Raw genomic sequence first — 15,217 nt, 5'->3', positions numbered from 1 at the left:
GCAGCCCCTGTCCCCGGCCCCTATTCCCGTCCCCCGACCACGCCCCGCACGACGCCCAGGGCGACCAGGTCGTCCGGGCGCAGGCGCAGGTCGTCGGCGGTGGCGTCGGCGTCCTCCGGGGCGCGCTTCAGGATGGCGGTGGCGAGTTCGGGGGCGATGACGGAGAAGTACGAGTCCGGGGTCGCCCAGGTGTTGCCGGGCGCCGCGAGTGCGAGCGCGCCGCCCGAGCCGCCCTCGCCCACGAGCAGCGCGGTCACCGGTACGGCCGCCTCCGCGACGGCGCCGAAGAGGTCCGCGATCGCGGGACCCGCGCCCGCGCGCTCGGCCTCGGCGTCGTTCGCGGCGCCCGGGGTGTCGATCAGCGTCAGGACCGGGATCCCCAGGCGGCCCGCGAGCCGCACCAACCGGGCGGCGGTGCGGAAGCCGGCCGGCCGGGTCGCCGTCCCGCACTGCGCCGCGTACGCGACCGTACGCCCGTCCGGCAGGCGGCCGAAGCCGCACCGGGTCCCCGGGTCGGTGCCGCCGACGCGGTCGCCGGACAGCTCCGCCCGCTCGGTGAACACCTCGGCGAGGTAGCGGTCGGCGCGGGGCCGCTCCGGGCGGCGGGCGCGCGCCACCGCGTCGCGCCCGCTCGCGGCCGGGTCCGTGGCGCCGAGCGCGTACGGCGGCGGGACCGGCCCCTCGGCCGGCCGGGTGAGCAGCGACAGCCAGCGGCCCACCGTCTCCCGCAGCTCCGCGGCGGGGACGACCGCGTCGACGTGTCCGTGGGCGAGCTGGGACTCGGCCGTGTACGCGGCGGGGTCGGCGTCCTTGGGCCGGACCCGGGAGCCGGCGAAGCCGACCTGCGCGCCCGGCAGCGCGAGGACCACGTCCGAGCCGGCCCCGAGGGTGGCCCAGCCGCCGCCGGTCGTCGGATCGCGCAGGACGGCGAGCTGCGGCAGCCCCGCGGCCCGGGTGAGCGCCGACTCCCCGGCCAGCCGCTGCAGCTGGACCAGCGCCCGCATGCCCTCGTGCATCCGGCTGCCGCCCGTCGCCAGGAGGACCGTCACGGGCAGCCGATGGGCCCGGGCGTGCGCGTGCGCGGCGGCGACCCGGTCGCCGGTGCCCTCGCCGATCGAACCGCCCAAGTAGCCGAACTCGAAGGAGACGAGCACCGTGCGCGTCCCGCCGACCGTGCCGGTGCCGCAGACCACGGACTCGTCCTCGCCGGACCGGGCGGCCGCCGCGGCCCGCGCCCGTCCGTAGCCCGGCCAGTCGATCGGACCGTCGCCCGGCCCGTCGCCGCCGGGCACCGCGGCGGAGGGGAGTTCGGTGAAGTCGTCGGTGACGAGGGCCAGTGCCTCGCGCGCGCTCGGAGCTGCTGTCATCGGGGGCCTCCCGCCCGTCGCCGGGTACGCCGGGTCACGCCGCCGGGTGCCGTCACCGTACCGCCGGGTAGCCCGCCGGGAAGGCCCCGCACTTCCGGTGCGGCGAAGATCACTCCGCGCGGCCCGCCGGCCGTCCCGCGGCGTGACCACCGGCCGGTCCGCCCTCCCGCCGGCCGAGCGCGAGCGCCCCGCCCGTGATCCCCAGGACCATCCCGAGGAGGAGGCCGCCGAGGTCCGACGCGACCCAGGAGGCCAGCGAGGCGAGCACGCCGACCGTTCCGTACAGCCGTCGTCGGCGTGGGTCGGCCACGACCAGCAGGCCGCAGCCGGCCATCACCAGCGGCACCACGTACCGGACCTCGCCCGTGGCGAGCGCGGCGGGCCCGGCCCGCTGGACCAGCAGGATCTCGGCGCCGGCCAGCGCGAGCACCAGCCCGGCGGCGAAGGGCCGCCGACGCCGCCACGCGCGCCACCGGTTCCCGAGCCCGGGCGGGACCATGCGGTGCTCCTGACGTCGACGGCGGAGCGGTACGGCGGGGAAGGCCTCCGGACGGCACGACGGGGAGACCCTGCGGACCGCACGGCGGGGAAGCCGTCCGGACCGTACGGCCGCCGCCGTGAGAGGTCAACGCCCGTGCGCCCGGAAGCGTCAGGCCATGATGCCGCTGCCGTGCGGCGCGTACAGGTCGAGGAGGCGCACCCGCGTCACCTGGAGCCGGTGCGCCAGGATCGACCCGACCCAGTAGTAGACCGCGGACCCGAACTCCCCGTCCGTGTGGCACATCGCCCGTACCGCCGTCGCGTCGAACTCGTACGCCCTGACGGGGGTCATCGCCTCCGCCCCCGACTGGCACAGGTACGGCGGGAACAGCCAGGACAGGCCCACCAGCTCGCCGTGGCGCAGCGTCTCGATGACGGGCGACCCCCGCCCGGGCACCTTGGCGTCCAGGTTCACCGCGCCGGTCTTCACGATCCAGAACCGGTCCGCGTGCCGCTGCTCCTCGAAGAGCCGGTCACCCGACTCGAAGTAGACGTCCTCGGCGAAGGCCATCAGCCGCTCGCGGTGCTCCGCCGGCAGCGAGCCGACCTTGGGTGCGGCACTCCTCATGACGGGCCCTCCTCCTCGCGCGTACGCCTCCGCTCCCAGTCTCCGCCCACCGCGCCCGGAACGCAGGCGGCGCGGGTGCGGTCTCACCCCGGCGGCCGTAGCGTCGCCGGGGGGAGGGACCGGTACGTACCCGAGCGAGAACGGCGCACACCGTCATGGCAGACACCAAGCCCACCCTCGTCCTCGTCCACGGCTTCTGGGGCGGCGCCGCCCACTGGGCCAAGGTCGTCGTCGAACTCCACCGCCGGGGGTACGACCGCCTCCACGCCGTCGAGAACCCCCTCACCTCCCTGGCCGACGACGCCGAGCGGACCCGCAAGATGGTCCGGCAGGCCGACGGCCCGGTCCTCCTCGTCGGCCACTCCTACGGCGGCGCCGTCATCACCGAGGCCGGCGACCTGCCGAACGTCACCGGCCTCGTGTACGTCGCCGCATTCGCGCCCGACGCGGGGGAGAGCCCCGGCCAGATCAGCCAGGAGCACCCGCCGGCCGCCTTCGACGCGATCGCCCCGGACTCCGACGGCTACCTCTGGATCGCGCAGGACGCCTTCCGGGAGAGCTTCGCCCAGGACCTCGACGCCGACGAGGCCCTCGTCATGGCGGTCACGCAGAAGGCCCCGCTCGGCTCCACCTTCGGCGACACCGTCACCGCCCCCGCGTGGCGGGCCAAGCCGTCCTGGTACCAGGTCTCCACCCAGGACCGCATGATCCACCCCGACAACGAGCGCCGCATGGCCGCCCGGATGAGCCCCCGGAAGACGATCGAGCTCGACGCCTCCCACGCCTCGCTCGCCTCCCGGCCCCGGGAGATCTGCGACCTGATCGACCTCGCCGTGCGCGAGACCGCCTGACCCGAGCGGCCCCGCTGCCCCGGCGTGCGCCGGGGCAGCGCAGGGCGGAGCATGAGACCGAGGAGGAAACGGCAGAAGGGGGCGTGAGCCAGGAGGGTGACATGCCGGACCCGGAGGTCCCCGCCCCGCAGTTCCCCGCACCGGAGTTCCCCGTCCCGGGCGACGGCGACGCGCTCGTCGTCCTGCGCGGGGTCGACAAGCACTTCGGGACGCTGCACGTCCTCCAGTCCATCGACCTCACCATCCGGCGCGGCGAGGTCGTCGTCGTGATCGGCCCCTCCGGCTCGGGGAAGTCCACCCTCTGCCGCGCGATCAACCGCCTGGAGACCATCGACGGCGGCGAGATCCGCATCGACGGCAGACCGCTGCCCGCCGAGGGCAGGGAACTCGCCCGCCTCCGGGCCGACGTCGGCATGGTCTTCCAGTCGTTCAACCTCTTCGCCCACAAGACCGTCCTGGACAACGTCACCCTGGGACAGATCAAGGTCCGCAAGAAGGACCGGAAGGCCGCCGAGGAACGGGCCCGCTCGCTCCTCGACCGCGTCGGCGTCGCCGCGCAGGCCGAGAAGTACCCGGCCCAGCTCTCCGGCGGCCAGCAGCAGCGGGTCGCCATCGCCCGGGCCCTCGCCATGGACCCGAAGGTGATGCTCTTCGACGAGCCGACCTCCGCCCTCGACCCGGAGATGATCAACGAGGTCCTCGAGGTCATGCGCCAGCTCGCCCAGGACGGGATGACCATGGTCGTCGTCACCCACGAGATGGGCTTCGCCCGCTCCGCCGCCAACCGCGTCGTCTTCATGGCCGACGGGCGGATCGTCGAGGAGACCACCCCCGAGGAGTTCTTCGGCAACCCGCGCAGTGCCCGCGCCCGCGACTTCCTCTCCAAGATCCTCCACCACTGAGCCCCCACGGGGTGATCACATGAACCCGCTCAGGACCACCCGGACCCTCGTCGCCTCCGCGACGGCCGTCGTCCTCGCCCTCGGAACCGCCTCGCTCGCCCAGGGAGCGGTACCCGCGGACCACGACGACGACCAGATCACCATCGGCATCAAGTTCGACCAGCCCGGCATCGGCCTGAAGACCCCCGACGGCACCTACACCGGCTTCGACGTCGACGTGGCCACCTACATAGCGAAGCAACTCGGCCACGAGCCCGACCAGATCGTCTGGAAGGAGGCGAAGAGCGCCGACCGCGAGACCATGCTCCAGCGCGGTGACGTCGACTTCATCGCCGCCTCCTACTCGATCAACGACGAGCGCGCCGAGAAGGTCGACTTCGCCGGCCCCTACCTCCTCGCCCACCAGGACGTCCTGATCCGCGCCGACGACGACTCCATCAAGCAGCCGTCCGACCTGAACGACAAGCGGCTCTGCTCCGTCACCGGCTCCACCTCCGCGCAGAACGTCAAGGACGAGATCGCCCCCGACGCCCAGCTCCAGGAGTACGGCGGCTACTCCGAGTGCCTGACCGGCCTGGAGAACGGCGTCATCGACGCCCTCACCACCGACGACTCGATCCTCGCCGGGTACGCCGCCCAGGAGGAGTTCAAGGGCAAGTTCAAGCTCGGCGGCTTCGAGCTGAGCAACGAGAACTACGGCATCGGCGTCCAGAAGGGCAGCGACCTCAAGGACAAGATCAACACCGCTCTGGAGAAGATGGTCGACGACGGCTCCTGGGACGCCGCCGTGGAGAAGAACTTCGGCCCGGCGAACTACCAGAACGAACCGGCCCCGCAGATCGGCGTGATCGTCGACTGAGCCGGCCGCCGTGTTCGACTTCCTCGAAGGCTACGACCTCCTGGGCGCCTTCTGGGTGACCGTCCAGCTCACCTTCTGGTCCGCCCTCGGCTCCCTGGTCTGGGGGACGCTGCTCGCCGCCATGCGCGTCGGCCCCGTCCCCCTCATGCGGGGCTTCGGCACCGCCTACGTCACCATCGTCCGCAACATCCCCCTCACCGTCATCATCGTCTTCACCTCCCTCGGCCTCTTCCAGACCCTCGGCATCAGCCTCGGCGCCGACCGCTTCACCACCATCAACTTCCGGCTCGCGGTCCTCGGCCTCACCGCCTACACCAGCGCGTTCGTCTGCGAGGCGCTGCGCTCGGGCATCAACACCGTCCCCCTCGGGCAGGTCGAGGCCGCCCGCGCGATCGGACTCAGCTTCCCCCAGATCCTGCGGATCATCGTGCTCCCGCAGGCCTTCCGGTCGGTCGTCGGCCCGCTCACCAACGTCCTCATCGCGCTCACCAAGAACACCACCGTCGCCGCCGCGATCGGCGTCGCCGAAGCCGCCCTGCTCATGCGGGAGATGATCGAGAACGAGGCCCAGCTGATCCTCATCTCGGCGATCTTCGCCTTCGGCTTCATCTGCCTCACCCTGCCCACCGGCCTCCTCCTCGGCCGGCTCGCCAAGAAAGTCGCGGTCAAACGGTGAAGCGCGCCGACAGGGGCCGCGCGGCGAAGCGCCGCACCGACCGGGACGAGGCCGCCACCGTCCTCTACGACGTCCCCGGCCCCCGCGCCCGCCGCCGCAACCTCCTGTGGACCCTGCTCTTCCTCGCCGCGCTCGCCGCCGTCGTCTGGTGGGTGATCGCCGGACTCGACGCGAAGAACCAGCTGGAGGCGGAGAAATGGGAGCCGTTCTTCACCGACGGCCGCGTCTGGGAGACGTATCTGCTGCCCGCCCTGAAGAACACCGTCATCGCCGCCGCACTCGCCATGGTCCTCGCCCTGCCGCTCGGCGCCCTCCTCGGCATCGCCCGGCTCTCCGACCACCGCACCGTCCGGGCCGGCGCCGGCACCGTCGTCGAGTTCTTCCGCGCGATCCCCGTCCTCATCCTGATGCTCTTCGCCAATGCCGCCTACGCCGAGTTCACCGACATCAGCCCCGAGACCCGCCCCCTCTACGCGGTCGTCACCGGCCTCGTCCTCTACAACGCCTCCGTGCTCGCCGAGGTCGTCCGCGCCGGCATCCTCGCCCTCCCCGCCGGCCAGACCGACGCGGCCAAGGCCATCGGCATGCGCAAGGGCCAGACCATGGCGTACGTCCTCCTGCCGCAGTCCGTCACCGCCATGCTGCCCGCGCTCGTCAGCCAGCTCGTCGTCATCGTCAAGGACACCGCCCTCGGCGGCGCCATGCTCGGCTTCGCCGAACTCCTCGCCTCCGTCCGCCCCATGAGCGCCAACTACGGCGCCAACACCATCGCCTGCTTCACCGTCGTCGCCGTCCTCTTCGTCCTCCTCAACATCGCCCTCACCACCTTCGCCTCCTGGCTCGAACGCCGCCTGCGCCGAGGCAAGCGCTCCACCGGCGCCGTCGTCACCGCCGAAGCCGTCGAGGACCTCGCCACACCCGGAGAACCCCCCGGCCCCAAGGCGTAACCACACCGTGGGCCTCCGGCAACCCGGGCGTGCCAGACTGCGCCCGACACGGCACCGGGGGAGAGGCGCGACGATGGCGTACGGCGGACGCGGGACGACGCGGGGGGCCGTCGCGACCGCGCTCGCCGCGCTGATCGGCCTGACGGCGACCGGCTGCTCGCCGGCGCTGCTGCCGCTCGTCGCGGTGTACCTCGACGAACACGGCACCCCGCAGGCCCTGCTGCGGTCCTGCGAGGACGACGGCACCATCCGGGGCCCCCTCCTCGACATCCACCCCGACCCGCCGGCGACCGCCGGCGCGTCGCCCTCGACGCGCCCCGCCCCCCGGTCCGGCTGGCAGGCCGAGGGCAACCGCAAGGCCGAGGACATCCCGCTGTTCTCCCCGCCCGCCCACTGGGACGTCGAGACCCGCGGCCCCGCGACCCTCCGGCCCGGTGTGACCTACGTGCTGTCGCTCGCCGACCCCGACGACTCCTACGCCTACGCCGGCGAGGTCACCTTCAGCGCCGCCGACCTCACCGCCCTGCCGCCCGGCAGCGTCCTGACCCTGCACGGCGAGACGACCCGGGAGGAATTCGAGGAAGCGGCCCGCGACGCCTGCTGACCCCGCCTTTCTCCGTAACGAACCGACGTCGCGGGAGCTTTCACGCCGGACATGAGGGACACTGCTCCCGTGCGTGGACATCTACCGGACGAGAACCCGGGTTTCACAGGCCGCCGCACGGAACTGACGCGCATCACCGCCGCGTTGGCGGAGCACCGCCTCGTCACCGTGACCGGCGTCGGCGGCGTCGGCAAGACCCGGCTCGCGCTGCGCGCCGCCCACCGCGCGCGCCACCGCCACCCCGACGGCGCCTGGTGGACCGACCTCGGACAGCTCGACGGCGAACGCCTCCTCGTCGCCCTCGTCTCCGACTCCGTCGACCTCGCCGACCACACCCCCGGCACCGACACCGGCGCCCTGCGCCGCCGGCTCGCCGAATCCCGCCTCCTCCTCGTCCTCGACTGCTGCGACCACCTCGCCGACGCCTGCGGCCGGCTCGTCGCCGAACTCCTCGCCGCCGCCCCCGGCCTCACCGTCCTCGCCACCTCCCGCCGCCCCCTCGGCGTCCCCGGCGAACACACCGTCCTCCTCGACCCGCTGCCGCCCTCAGGCGACGACGCCCTCGCCCTCCTGCGCACCGCCACCGGCGAGGAACTCCCCGCCGGACCCGCCGCCGAGATCTGCGTCCGCCTCGAAGGCATACCCCTCGCCCTGGAGCTCGCCGCCGCCCAGATCCGGCTCCAGGGCGCCGAAGCCGTCCGCGACCAGCTCGGCAGCCGCCTCACCGCACCCCCCGAGGCCCGCTTCGACCTCCTCGCCCACCCCGGACGCGTCTGGCCCGCCCGCCACCGCACCCTGCGCGCCGCCATCGGCTGGAGCCACGAGCTCGCCGACCCCCTCGAACGGCTCCTCTGGGCCCGCCTCTCCGTCTTCCGAGGCCCCTTCGACCTCGCCACCGCCACCGCCGTCTGCACCGGCGGCCCCCTCACCCCCGACACCCTCCCCACCGCCCTCGCCGGCCTCGTCCGCGCCTCCGTCGTCCGCCCCGCCGACAGCGCGGGCCGCCACCGCCTCCTCGACACCATCCGCGAGTACGGCGCCGGCTGGCTCGACCGCCTCGGCGAGACCGGCACCGTCGCCGACCGGCACGCCGCCCACTTCGGCGCCCTCGCCGCCCAGGGCCGCACCGCCTGGCACGGCCCCCGCCAGCTCCCCTGGCACCACGCCGTCGACACCCACCACACCGACCTGCGCACCGCCCTCGACCACCTCCTGGGCACCGACCCCGACGCCGCCCTCGACCTCATCGGCTCCGTCGCCTTCGCCTGGTCCTGCCGCGGCCGCCTCCGCGAGGCCCGCGCCGGACTCGAACGGGCCCTCCACCGCAGCGAGGCCCGCGGCCGCGCCCGCACCCGCGCCCTGTGGGCCCTCGGCATCACCCTCGTCCTCCAGGGCGACCTCGGCCCCGCCCAGGAGGCGAGCGAGCGGTGCGCCCGCGAAGCCCGCCACACCGAACACCCGCCGGAACGCCCCTGGGCTCCCTCGGAGGCGCCCGGCCCCGGCGAGCTCACCCTCGACGCCGCCGCCCTCGCCGGCCTCCTCGCCCTCACCACCGGCCGTGCCCACGCCGCCCTCGTCGTCGTCGACCACGTCCTCGGCTCGGCGCGCGGCAGCACCGCCGGCTCCGCCGCCACCCTCCGCTGCCGGCTCGTCCGCGTCTTCGCCCTCACCGGCCTCGGCCGCCTCGCCGAGGCCCGCGCCGACGCACTCGCCCTGCGCACCCTCTGCGACACCCTCGACGAGCACTGGACCCGCACCGCCCTGGAGTACCAGCTCGCCCTCGCCGGCCTCCTCGAAGGCGACCCGGCCACCGCCGCCGACCACGCCCGCGCCATGCTCGCCGGCACCCGCGCCCTCGGCGCCGGCCTCGGCGTCGCCCTCGGCCTCGACGTCCTCGCCACCGCCCACGCCGCCGCCGGCGACGGAGAACGCGCCGCCGACGTCTCCGGCACCGGCGAAGCCCACTGGCGGGCCACCGGCCAGCCCCGCCGCGGCCTGCCCGGCCTGCGCGCCCTCCACGCCCACTACACCGAGGGCGTCCGCGCCGCCCTCGGCGAACCCGCCTACGAGGAGATCTTCCTCCGCGCCCTCACCGACCTCCCCCAGTCCGGCCTCGACCGCGCCCTCGGCACCGCCTGACCTCCCCGCCGGGCGGACCCGCCCCGCGCGGCGCACCATGAGGACATGGACCGATCGCCGGGCGACCTCGGTGCCGTCAGCGGCCCGGCACGCGTCGCCGGACCGGACGAGGGCCTCACCCCGCAGGAACTGGCCCTCGCCACCCGCAACCACGGACTCCCGCTGGAAGCCCTCCGGTACGACGTCACCCCGCCCGGCCTCCACTACGTCCTGGTCCACTACGACATCCCCGACACCGCCCCCGACGGCTGGCGGCTCACCGTCGGCGGCCGGGTGCTCCGCCCCCTCGACCTGGACCTCGACGCCCTCCGCGCCCGCCCCGCCACCACCCGCCGCGTCACCCTGGAGTGCGCCGGGAACGGCCGCGCCCGGCTCAGCCCCCGGCCGGTCAGCCAGCCCTGGCTCGTCGAGGCCGTGGGCACCGCCGAATGGACCGGCGTCCCCCTCGCCGAACTCCTCGCCGAGGCCGGCCCCGCCGAGAACGCCGTCGAGGCCGTCTTCACCGGTGCCGACCACGGTGTCGAACGGGGCGTCGAGCAGGACTACCGCCGCTCCCTGCCGCTCGCCACCGCCGCCGACCCGGCCCGCGACGTCCTCGTCGCCTACGCCATGAACGGCGCCCCGCTGCCGCCCCAGCACGGCAGCCCGCTCCGGCTCGTCGTCCCCGGCTGGTACGGCATGGCACACGTGAAGTGGCTGCGCGACATCACCCTCACCGCCACCCCCTACACCGGCTTCCAGCAGAGCGCCGCCTACCGCCTGCGCCAGGAGCCCGACGAGCCGGGCGAACCCGTCACCCTCATCGCGCCCCGCGCCCTCATGGCCCCGCCCGGCTTCCCCGACTTCCTCTCCCGCACTCGCGTCGTCCGCCCCGGGCCCGTCACCCTCACCGGCCGCGCCTGGTCCGGCCACGGCCCCGTCACCCGCGTCCAGGTCAGCGAGGACGGCGGCGCCGCCTGGACCGACGCCGAGGTCGAGCACGACCCGGCCCACCCCTGGGCCTGGGCCGCCTGGCACACCACCTGGAACGCGACCCCGGGCCTGCGCCACCTGACCGTCCGCGCCACCGACGCCACCGGCCGCGTCCAGCCCCTCGCCGCCCCCTGGAACCGCGGCGGCTTCGCCAACAACCTCGTCCAGCGCGTCGAGGTGCTCTGCGCCCCGGGCCCCTGACCGGGCCCCCGCTCCGCACCCCGTAAAGTCGGAACCGTCGCCCGCACCCCTTCCGACGAGGAGCCCTCCGTGACCGACCCGGCGCCCATCGCCCGCCAGCAGCAGATCGCCCGGGAGCTCCAGGTCCCCGAGGCCTTCGACCCGCTCGCCGAGATCGAGCGCCGGGTGGCCTTCCTCGCCGAGCGCCTCACCACCACCGGACTGCGCTCCCTCGTCCTCGGCATCAGCGGCGGGGTGGACTCCACCACCGCCGGCCGGCTCTGCCAGCTCGCCGTCGAGCGCGCCCGCGCCGCCGGCCACGAGGCGACCTTCTACGCCATGCGCCTGCCGTACGGCGTCCAGGCCGACGAGAAGGACGCCCAGACCGCCCTCGACTTCATCCGCGCCGACCAGGTCCTCACCGTCGACGTCAAGGCGGCCAGCGACGCCGCCCTCGACGCCGCCCGGACCGCCGGCGTCACCTTCCGCGACGCCCACCACGAGGACTTCGTGCACGGCAACATCAAGGCCCGCCAGCGCATGATCGCCCAGTACGCGGTCGCCGGCGCCCAGGACGGCCTGGTCGTCGGCACCGACCACGCCGCCGAGGCCGTCTCCGGCTTCTTCACCAAGTTCGGCGACGGCGCCGCCGACCTCGTCCCGCTCACCGGCCTCACCAAGCGCCGGGTCCGCGCCGTCGCCGCCGAGCTCGGCGCCCCCGCCTCCCTGGTCTGGAAGGTCCCGACCGCCGACCTGGAGACGCTGGACCCGGGCAAGCCCGACGAGGACGCCCTGGGCGTCACGTACGACGACATCGACGACTTCCTGGAGGGCAAGCCCGTCGCGGAGGCCGCCTACGCCTCGATCGTCCGCCGCTACGAGCTCACCGAGCACAAGCGGCAGCTGCCGATCGCGCCCTGAGCACCACCCCGGGCGCGCGGGCGGCCAGGGCGGCCCCGCGCGCCCCTCGCCGGACAGGCGGATCCTGGAAGGGTGGGAGCCCCGTCACCCGGGGCCCCGGAAGGGAGCACCATGTTCGGCGAGACGACGGCGTACAGCAGCTTCTCGGTGGACGACCTCGACGCCGCCCGCGGCTTCTACGGCGACCGGCTCGGCCTGACCGTGGAGGAGAGCGGGACCGGAGACATGCGGATGCTGTTCCTGACCCTGCCGGGCGGGGCCCGGGTCTTCGTCTATCCCAAGGAGAACCACACCCCGGCCTCCTTCACCGTCCTCAACTTCGAGGTCGACGACATCGACCGGGCCGTCGACGACCTGGTCTCCCGGGGCGCCACCTTCGAGCGCTACCCGGAGTTCGACGCCGACGGGAAGGGCGTCGTCCGGGGCACCGGCGACGGCGGGCCGGCGGCCATCGCCTGGTTCACCGACCCGGCCGGAAACGTCATCGCGGTGATGCAGGCCTCCTGAGGCCCGCCGCGCCGGTCCGTGATCCACTGGGGTGCGTACGGAGCAGGAACACCCCAGGAGCACCGTTGACCACCTACCGTCAGCCCGGCGTCGTCGTCACCGACCACCACTTCCCCGTCCCCCTCGACCACGCCCGCCCCGACGGCGAGCAGATCGAGGTGTACGCCCGCGAGCTCGTCGCCTCGGGACTCGGCGACCGGGACCGCGAGCGGCTGCCCTGGCTGGTCTACCTGGAGGGCGGCCCCGGCTTCGGCGCCCGCCGCTTCATCGGCCGGCAGGCGTGGCTCGGCCGGGCCGTCCGCGACTACCGGGTCCTCCTGCTCGACCAGCGCGGCACCGGCCGCTCCACGCCCGCCAACCGCCAGACCCTCCCGCTGCGCGGCGACGCCGCCGCGCAGGCCGACCACCTCGCGCACTTCCGCGCCGACTCGATCGTCCGGGACTGCGAGCTGATCCGCCGCCGCCTCACCGGCGGCGCCCCCTGGACGGTCCTCGGCCAGAGCTTCGGCGGCTTCTGCGCCGTCCACTACCTCTCCACCGCCCCCGAGGGCCTGGAGCGGGTCCTGATCACCGGCGGCCTGCCGTCCCTCGACGCCACCGCCGACGAGGTCTACGCCGCCGCCTACCCGCGCGTCCGCCGCAAGAACGAGGCGCACTTCGCCCGCTACCCGCGCGACGCCGAGCGCGTCCGCGCCGTCGCCGCCCACCTCCTGGAGCACGAGGTCACCCTCCCGGGCGGCGGGCTCCTCACCGTCGAGGCCTTCCAGTCCCTCGGCATCCTCCTCGGCTCCGGCGAGGGCACCCACCAGCTCCACCACCTCCTGGAGGGCGCCTTCGTGCCGACCCCCACCGGGCCCGCCCTCGCCGACGCCTTCCTGGAACAGGTCCAGGCCCACCTCTCGTACGCCGGCCACCCGCTCTACGCCGTCCTCCACGAGGCCATCTACGCCCAGGGCCAGGGCCCCACCGCCTGGGCCGCCGAGCGGGTCCGCGCCGACTTCCCCGAGTTCGACGCCGCCGGCGCCCTCGCCTCCGGCGCGCCGGTCCTGCTCACGGGCGAGACCGTCCACCCCTGGCACTTCACCACCGACCCGGCGCTCCGCCCGCTGCGCGAGACCGCGGAGCTGCTCGCCCGGCGGGACGACTGGACGCCGCTGTACGACCCCGAGCGGCTCGCCGCCAACCGGGTGCCGGTGGCCGCCGCCGTCTACCACGACGACATGTACGTCGACACCGCCCACTCCCTGGAGACCGCCCGAACGATCCGGGGGCTGCGCACCTGGGTGACCGACGAGTTCGAGCACGACGGCGTGCGCGCCGGCGGCCCGCGCGTCCTCGACCGCCTCCTCGCCCTCTCCCGCGACGAGCTCTGACGCCGTCCCCGTGCCCGTACGGCTCCGGGGCCGGCGTGCGCGAAAGTCCAAGAGCCGGACCCCGATCGCACATGGTCCCGGTCCGTCACGGGCCGCTACAACTCGGTGCATGAGCGCACACGTCACCGCCGAGATCGTCGGCCAGCCCGACTCCTGGCGCCGAGCCGTCGCCCTCGCGGGCCCGCTCGCCGACCGGCTGCCCCGGTCCGGCGAGCGGGTCGCCGTCGTCGGCTGCGGCACCTCGTACCTGATCGCCCGCGCCTACGCGGCCCTGCGGGAGTCCCTCGGCGCGGGCGAGACCGACGCCTTCCCCGCCTCCGAGCGGACCCCGCTCGGCCGGGGCTACGACCGGATCGTGGCCCTCACCCGCTCCGGTACCACCACCGAGGTCGTCGACCTGCTCGGCGGTGCGGCGGGCCGGCTGCCGACCCTCGTCCTCACCGGTGTCCCGGACAGCCCCGCCGCCCGCCTCGCCGACCACGTGGTCGACCTCTCCTTCGCCGACGAACGCTCCGTCGTCCAGACCCGGTTCGCGACGACGGCCCTCCAACTCCTGCGCGCCGGGCTCGGGGTGGACCTCGCCTCCTCCCTCGCCGACGCCGAGCTCGCCCTCTACGAGCCGCTGCCCGAACACTGGCTGCGGCGCGTCCAGTTCACCTTCCTCGGCACCGGCTGGACCGTCGGCCTCGCCGACGAGGCGGCGCTCAAGCTCCGCGAGGTCGCCCGCGTCTGGACGGAGTCGTATCCGGCGATGGAGTACCGCCACGGCCCGATCAGCATCAGCGACCGGACCAGCCTCGTCTGGTGCCTCGGCCCCGTCCCGGCCGGGCTGCGCGAGGAAGTCGAGTCCACCGGAGCCCTGTTCACCGCCGACGCCGTCGACCCGGTCGCCGCCCTCGTCCGCGCCCAGCGGCTCGCCGTCGCCCTCGCCGCCCGGCGCGGACTCAACCCCGACCGCCCCCGCCACGTCTCCCGCTCCGTCATCCTCGCCGGAGCGTTCCGCCCGACCGCGGCCGACGCGGCCCGTATCCTGCGGGCATGATCGACACCGAAGCCACCGACCTGCCGCAGCTTCCGGAACTGCCGGGCGACTGGTCGCGCGCCCTCGCCGTCGTCGCCCACCCCGACGACCTGGAGTACGGCTGCGCGGCGGCCGTGGCGAGCTGGACCGACGCCGGCAAGGAGGTCGTCTACCTGCTCGTCAGCCGGGGCGAGGCCGGGATCGACACGCTCGCCCCGGACGTCTGCGGCCCGCTGCGCGAACGCGAGCAGCGGGCGAGCGCCGCCGTCGTCGGCGTGGACACCGTCGAGTTCCTCGACCACCGCGACGGCGTCATCGAGTACGGCACGGCGCTGCGCCGCGACATCGCCGCCGCGATCCGCCGCCACCGCCCCGACCTGGTCGTGACCCTCAACCACCGCGACACCTGGGGAGACGGTCCCGGCGCGCCCCGGAACACCCCGGACCACGTGGCCGTGGGCCGCGCCACCCTCGACGCGGCGTCGGACGCGGGCAACCGCTGGATCTTCCCCGAGCCGGCCGAGCGGGGCCCGGAGCCCTGGGACGGCGTCCGGTACGTCGCCGTCGCCGCCTCCGGCACCCCGACCCACGCCGTCGACGCCGGCCCCGGCCTGGAACGCGCCGTGGAGTCCCTGCTCTGCCACCGCGCCTACATCGAGGCGCTGACGGACCAGGAACCGGAGGAGTACGTCAGGGAGTTCATGGCGGCGGCCACCTCCCGGGACGCCGCCCGCTTCGGCGGCCGCCCGGCGGTCACCTTCGAGGTCTTCCCCCGCTGAGCGGTGTCCTG

At 74.9% G+C, this 15,217-nt stretch carries 16 protein-coding genes; 13 read left to right on the top strand and 3 right to left on the bottom strand.

The features are described from left to right. Positions 1-20: 20 nt before the first annotated feature. The 3 genes from AB0E19_RS33675 to AB0E19_RS33665 all read right to left on the bottom strand — a co-directional run bounded on the left by AB0E19_RS33675 (position 21) and on the right by AB0E19_RS33665 (position 2,475). Entirely contained in the window at positions 21-1,367 is a 1,347-nt protein-coding gene (locus AB0E19_RS33675; RefSeq protein WP_362187213.1) for a carboxyl transferase domain-containing protein, read from the bottom strand. A 109-nt stretch (positions 1,368-1,476) separates the two neighbouring features. Further along, positions 1,477-1,866 (bottom strand): DUF6114 domain-containing protein, encoded by a 390-nt coding sequence (locus AB0E19_RS33670; RefSeq protein ID WP_362187210.1) that lies wholly within the window; start codon positions 1,864-1,866, stop codon positions 1,477-1,479. A 150-nt stretch (positions 1,867-2,016) separates the two neighbouring features. Continuing rightward, complete coding sequence (locus tag AB0E19_RS33665; protein ID WP_360609792.1) at positions 2,017-2,475, bottom strand: cyclic nucleotide-binding domain-containing protein; 459 nt, start codon at positions 2,473-2,475, stop codon at positions 2,017-2,019. Positions 2,476-2,630: 155 nt separating this feature from the next. Here AB0E19_RS33665 and AB0E19_RS33660 point away from each other — a divergent pair, with 155 nt between their 5' ends. The 13 genes from AB0E19_RS33660 to AB0E19_RS33600 all read left to right on the top strand — a co-directional run bounded on the left by AB0E19_RS33660 (position 2,631) and on the right by AB0E19_RS33600 (position 15,206). After that, positions 2,631-3,326, top strand: coding sequence for an alpha/beta hydrolase (locus tag AB0E19_RS33660; RefSeq protein ID WP_362187206.1), 696 nt, complete (start codon positions 2,631-2,633; stop codon positions 3,324-3,326). A gap of 101 nt (positions 3,327-3,427) precedes the next feature. Continuing rightward, positions 3,428-4,228 (top strand): amino acid ABC transporter ATP-binding protein, encoded by an 801-nt coding sequence (locus AB0E19_RS33655; RefSeq protein ID WP_362187202.1) that lies wholly within the window; start codon positions 3,428-3,430, stop codon positions 4,226-4,228. 19 nt (positions 4,229-4,247) lie between these two features. Continuing rightward, positions 4,248-5,087, top strand: coding sequence for a glutamate ABC transporter substrate-binding protein (locus AB0E19_RS33650; RefSeq protein ID WP_362187199.1), 840 nt, complete (start codon positions 4,248-4,250; stop codon positions 5,085-5,087). Between the two features lie 10 nt (positions 5,088-5,097). After that, positions 5,098-5,763, top strand: coding sequence for an ABC transporter permease subunit (locus tag AB0E19_RS33645; protein ID WP_169091264.1), 666 nt, complete (start codon positions 5,098-5,100; stop codon positions 5,761-5,763). Then, positions 5,760-6,710: an amino acid ABC transporter permease gene (locus tag AB0E19_RS33640; protein ID WP_362187195.1), complete on the top strand. Its 951-nt coding sequence runs from the start codon at positions 5,760-5,762 to the stop codon at positions 6,708-6,710. The genes AB0E19_RS33645 and AB0E19_RS33640 overlap by 4 nt, the downstream gene beginning before the upstream one ends. Before the next feature lie 73 nt (positions 6,711-6,783). Then, on the top strand, positions 6,784-7,314 hold the full coding sequence (locus AB0E19_RS33635) for a hypothetical protein (RefSeq protein WP_362187191.1): 531 nt from the start codon (positions 6,784-6,786) through the stop codon (positions 7,312-7,314). A 69-nt stretch (positions 7,315-7,383) separates the two neighbouring features. Next, positions 7,384-9,453, top strand: coding sequence for a regulator (locus AB0E19_RS33630; RefSeq protein ID WP_362187188.1), 2,070 nt, complete (start codon positions 7,384-7,386; stop codon positions 9,451-9,453). 45 nt (positions 9,454-9,498) lie between these two features. After that, positions 9,499-10,626, top strand: coding sequence for a sulfite oxidase (locus AB0E19_RS33625; protein ID WP_362187185.1), 1,128 nt, complete (start codon positions 9,499-9,501; stop codon positions 10,624-10,626). 69 nt (positions 10,627-10,695) lie between these two features. Beyond that, complete coding sequence (gene nadE / locus AB0E19_RS33620) at positions 10,696-11,526, top strand: ammonia-dependent NAD(+) synthetase (protein ID WP_360609800.1); 831 nt, start codon at positions 10,696-10,698, stop codon at positions 11,524-11,526. Positions 11,527-11,637: 111 nt separating this feature from the next. After that, positions 11,638-12,033: a VOC family protein gene (locus tag AB0E19_RS33615; protein ID WP_362187180.1), complete on the top strand. Its 396-nt coding sequence runs from the start codon at positions 11,638-11,640 to the stop codon at positions 12,031-12,033. A 65-nt stretch (positions 12,034-12,098) separates the two neighbouring features. Beyond that, a complete protein-coding gene (locus AB0E19_RS33610) occupies positions 12,099-13,406 on the top strand; it encodes an alpha/beta fold hydrolase (protein ID WP_362187177.1) in 1,308 nt (435 codons plus the stop codon). A gap of 109 nt (positions 13,407-13,515) precedes the next feature. After that, the gene (locus tag AB0E19_RS33605) at positions 13,516-14,448 is read left to right on the top strand and encodes an SIS domain-containing protein (protein ID WP_362187173.1); all 933 of its coding nucleotides are present in this window, start codon (positions 13,516-13,518) and stop codon (positions 14,446-14,448) included. Then, a complete protein-coding gene (locus AB0E19_RS33600; RefSeq protein ID WP_362187170.1) occupies positions 14,445-15,206 on the top strand; it encodes a PIG-L deacetylase family protein in 762 nt (253 codons plus the stop codon). Before AB0E19_RS33605 ends, AB0E19_RS33600 begins: the two co-directional genes overlap by 4 nt. The last annotated feature ends 11 nt before the right edge of the window (positions 15,207-15,217 follow it).

This window comes from Streptomyces sp. NPDC047974, assembly GCF_040653375.1.
GTDB lineage: Bacteria > Actinomycetota > Actinomycetes > Streptomycetales > Streptomycetaceae > Streptomyces.
Note: the sequence above shows the minus strand (reverse complement) of the source record. Positions and strands in the feature narration are given on the sequence as shown.

Excerpts from the sequence above, each read along its gene's own strand:
- AB0E19_RS33675 (WP_362187213.1), bottom strand. The coding sequence starts at position 1,367 with ATGACAGCAGCTCCGAGCGCGCGCGAGGCACTGGCCCTCGTCACCGAC.
- AB0E19_RS33670 (WP_362187210.1), bottom strand. The coding sequence starts at position 1,866 with ATGGTCCCGCCCGGGCTCGGGAACCGGTGGCGCGCGTGGCGGCGTCGG.
- AB0E19_RS33665 (WP_360609792.1), bottom strand. The coding sequence starts at position 2,475 with ATGAGGAGTGCCGCACCCAAGGTCGGCTCGCTGCCGGCGGAGCACCGC.
- AB0E19_RS33660 (WP_362187206.1), top strand. The coding sequence starts at position 2,631 with ATGGCAGACACCAAGCCCACCCTCGTCCTCGTCCACGGCTTCTGGGGC.
- AB0E19_RS33655 (WP_362187202.1), top strand. The coding sequence starts at position 3,428 with ATGCCGGACCCGGAGGTCCCCGCCCCGCAGTTCCCCGCACCGGAGTTC.
- AB0E19_RS33650 (WP_362187199.1), top strand. The coding sequence starts at position 4,248 with ATGAACCCGCTCAGGACCACCCGGACCCTCGTCGCCTCCGCGACGGCC.
- AB0E19_RS33635 (WP_362187191.1), top strand. The coding sequence starts at position 6,784 with ATGGCGTACGGCGGACGCGGGACGACGCGGGGGGCCGTCGCGACCGCG.
- AB0E19_RS33625 (WP_362187185.1), top strand. The coding sequence starts at position 9,499 with ATGGACCGATCGCCGGGCGACCTCGGTGCCGTCAGCGGCCCGGCACGC.
- AB0E19_RS33615 (WP_362187180.1), top strand. The coding sequence starts at position 11,638 with ATGTTCGGCGAGACGACGGCGTACAGCAGCTTCTCGGTGGACGACCTC.
- AB0E19_RS33605 (WP_362187173.1), top strand. The coding sequence starts at position 13,516 with ATGAGCGCACACGTCACCGCCGAGATCGTCGGCCAGCCCGACTCCTGG.
- AB0E19_RS33600 (WP_362187170.1), top strand. The coding sequence starts at position 14,445 with ATGATCGACACCGAAGCCACCGACCTGCCGCAGCTTCCGGAACTGCCG.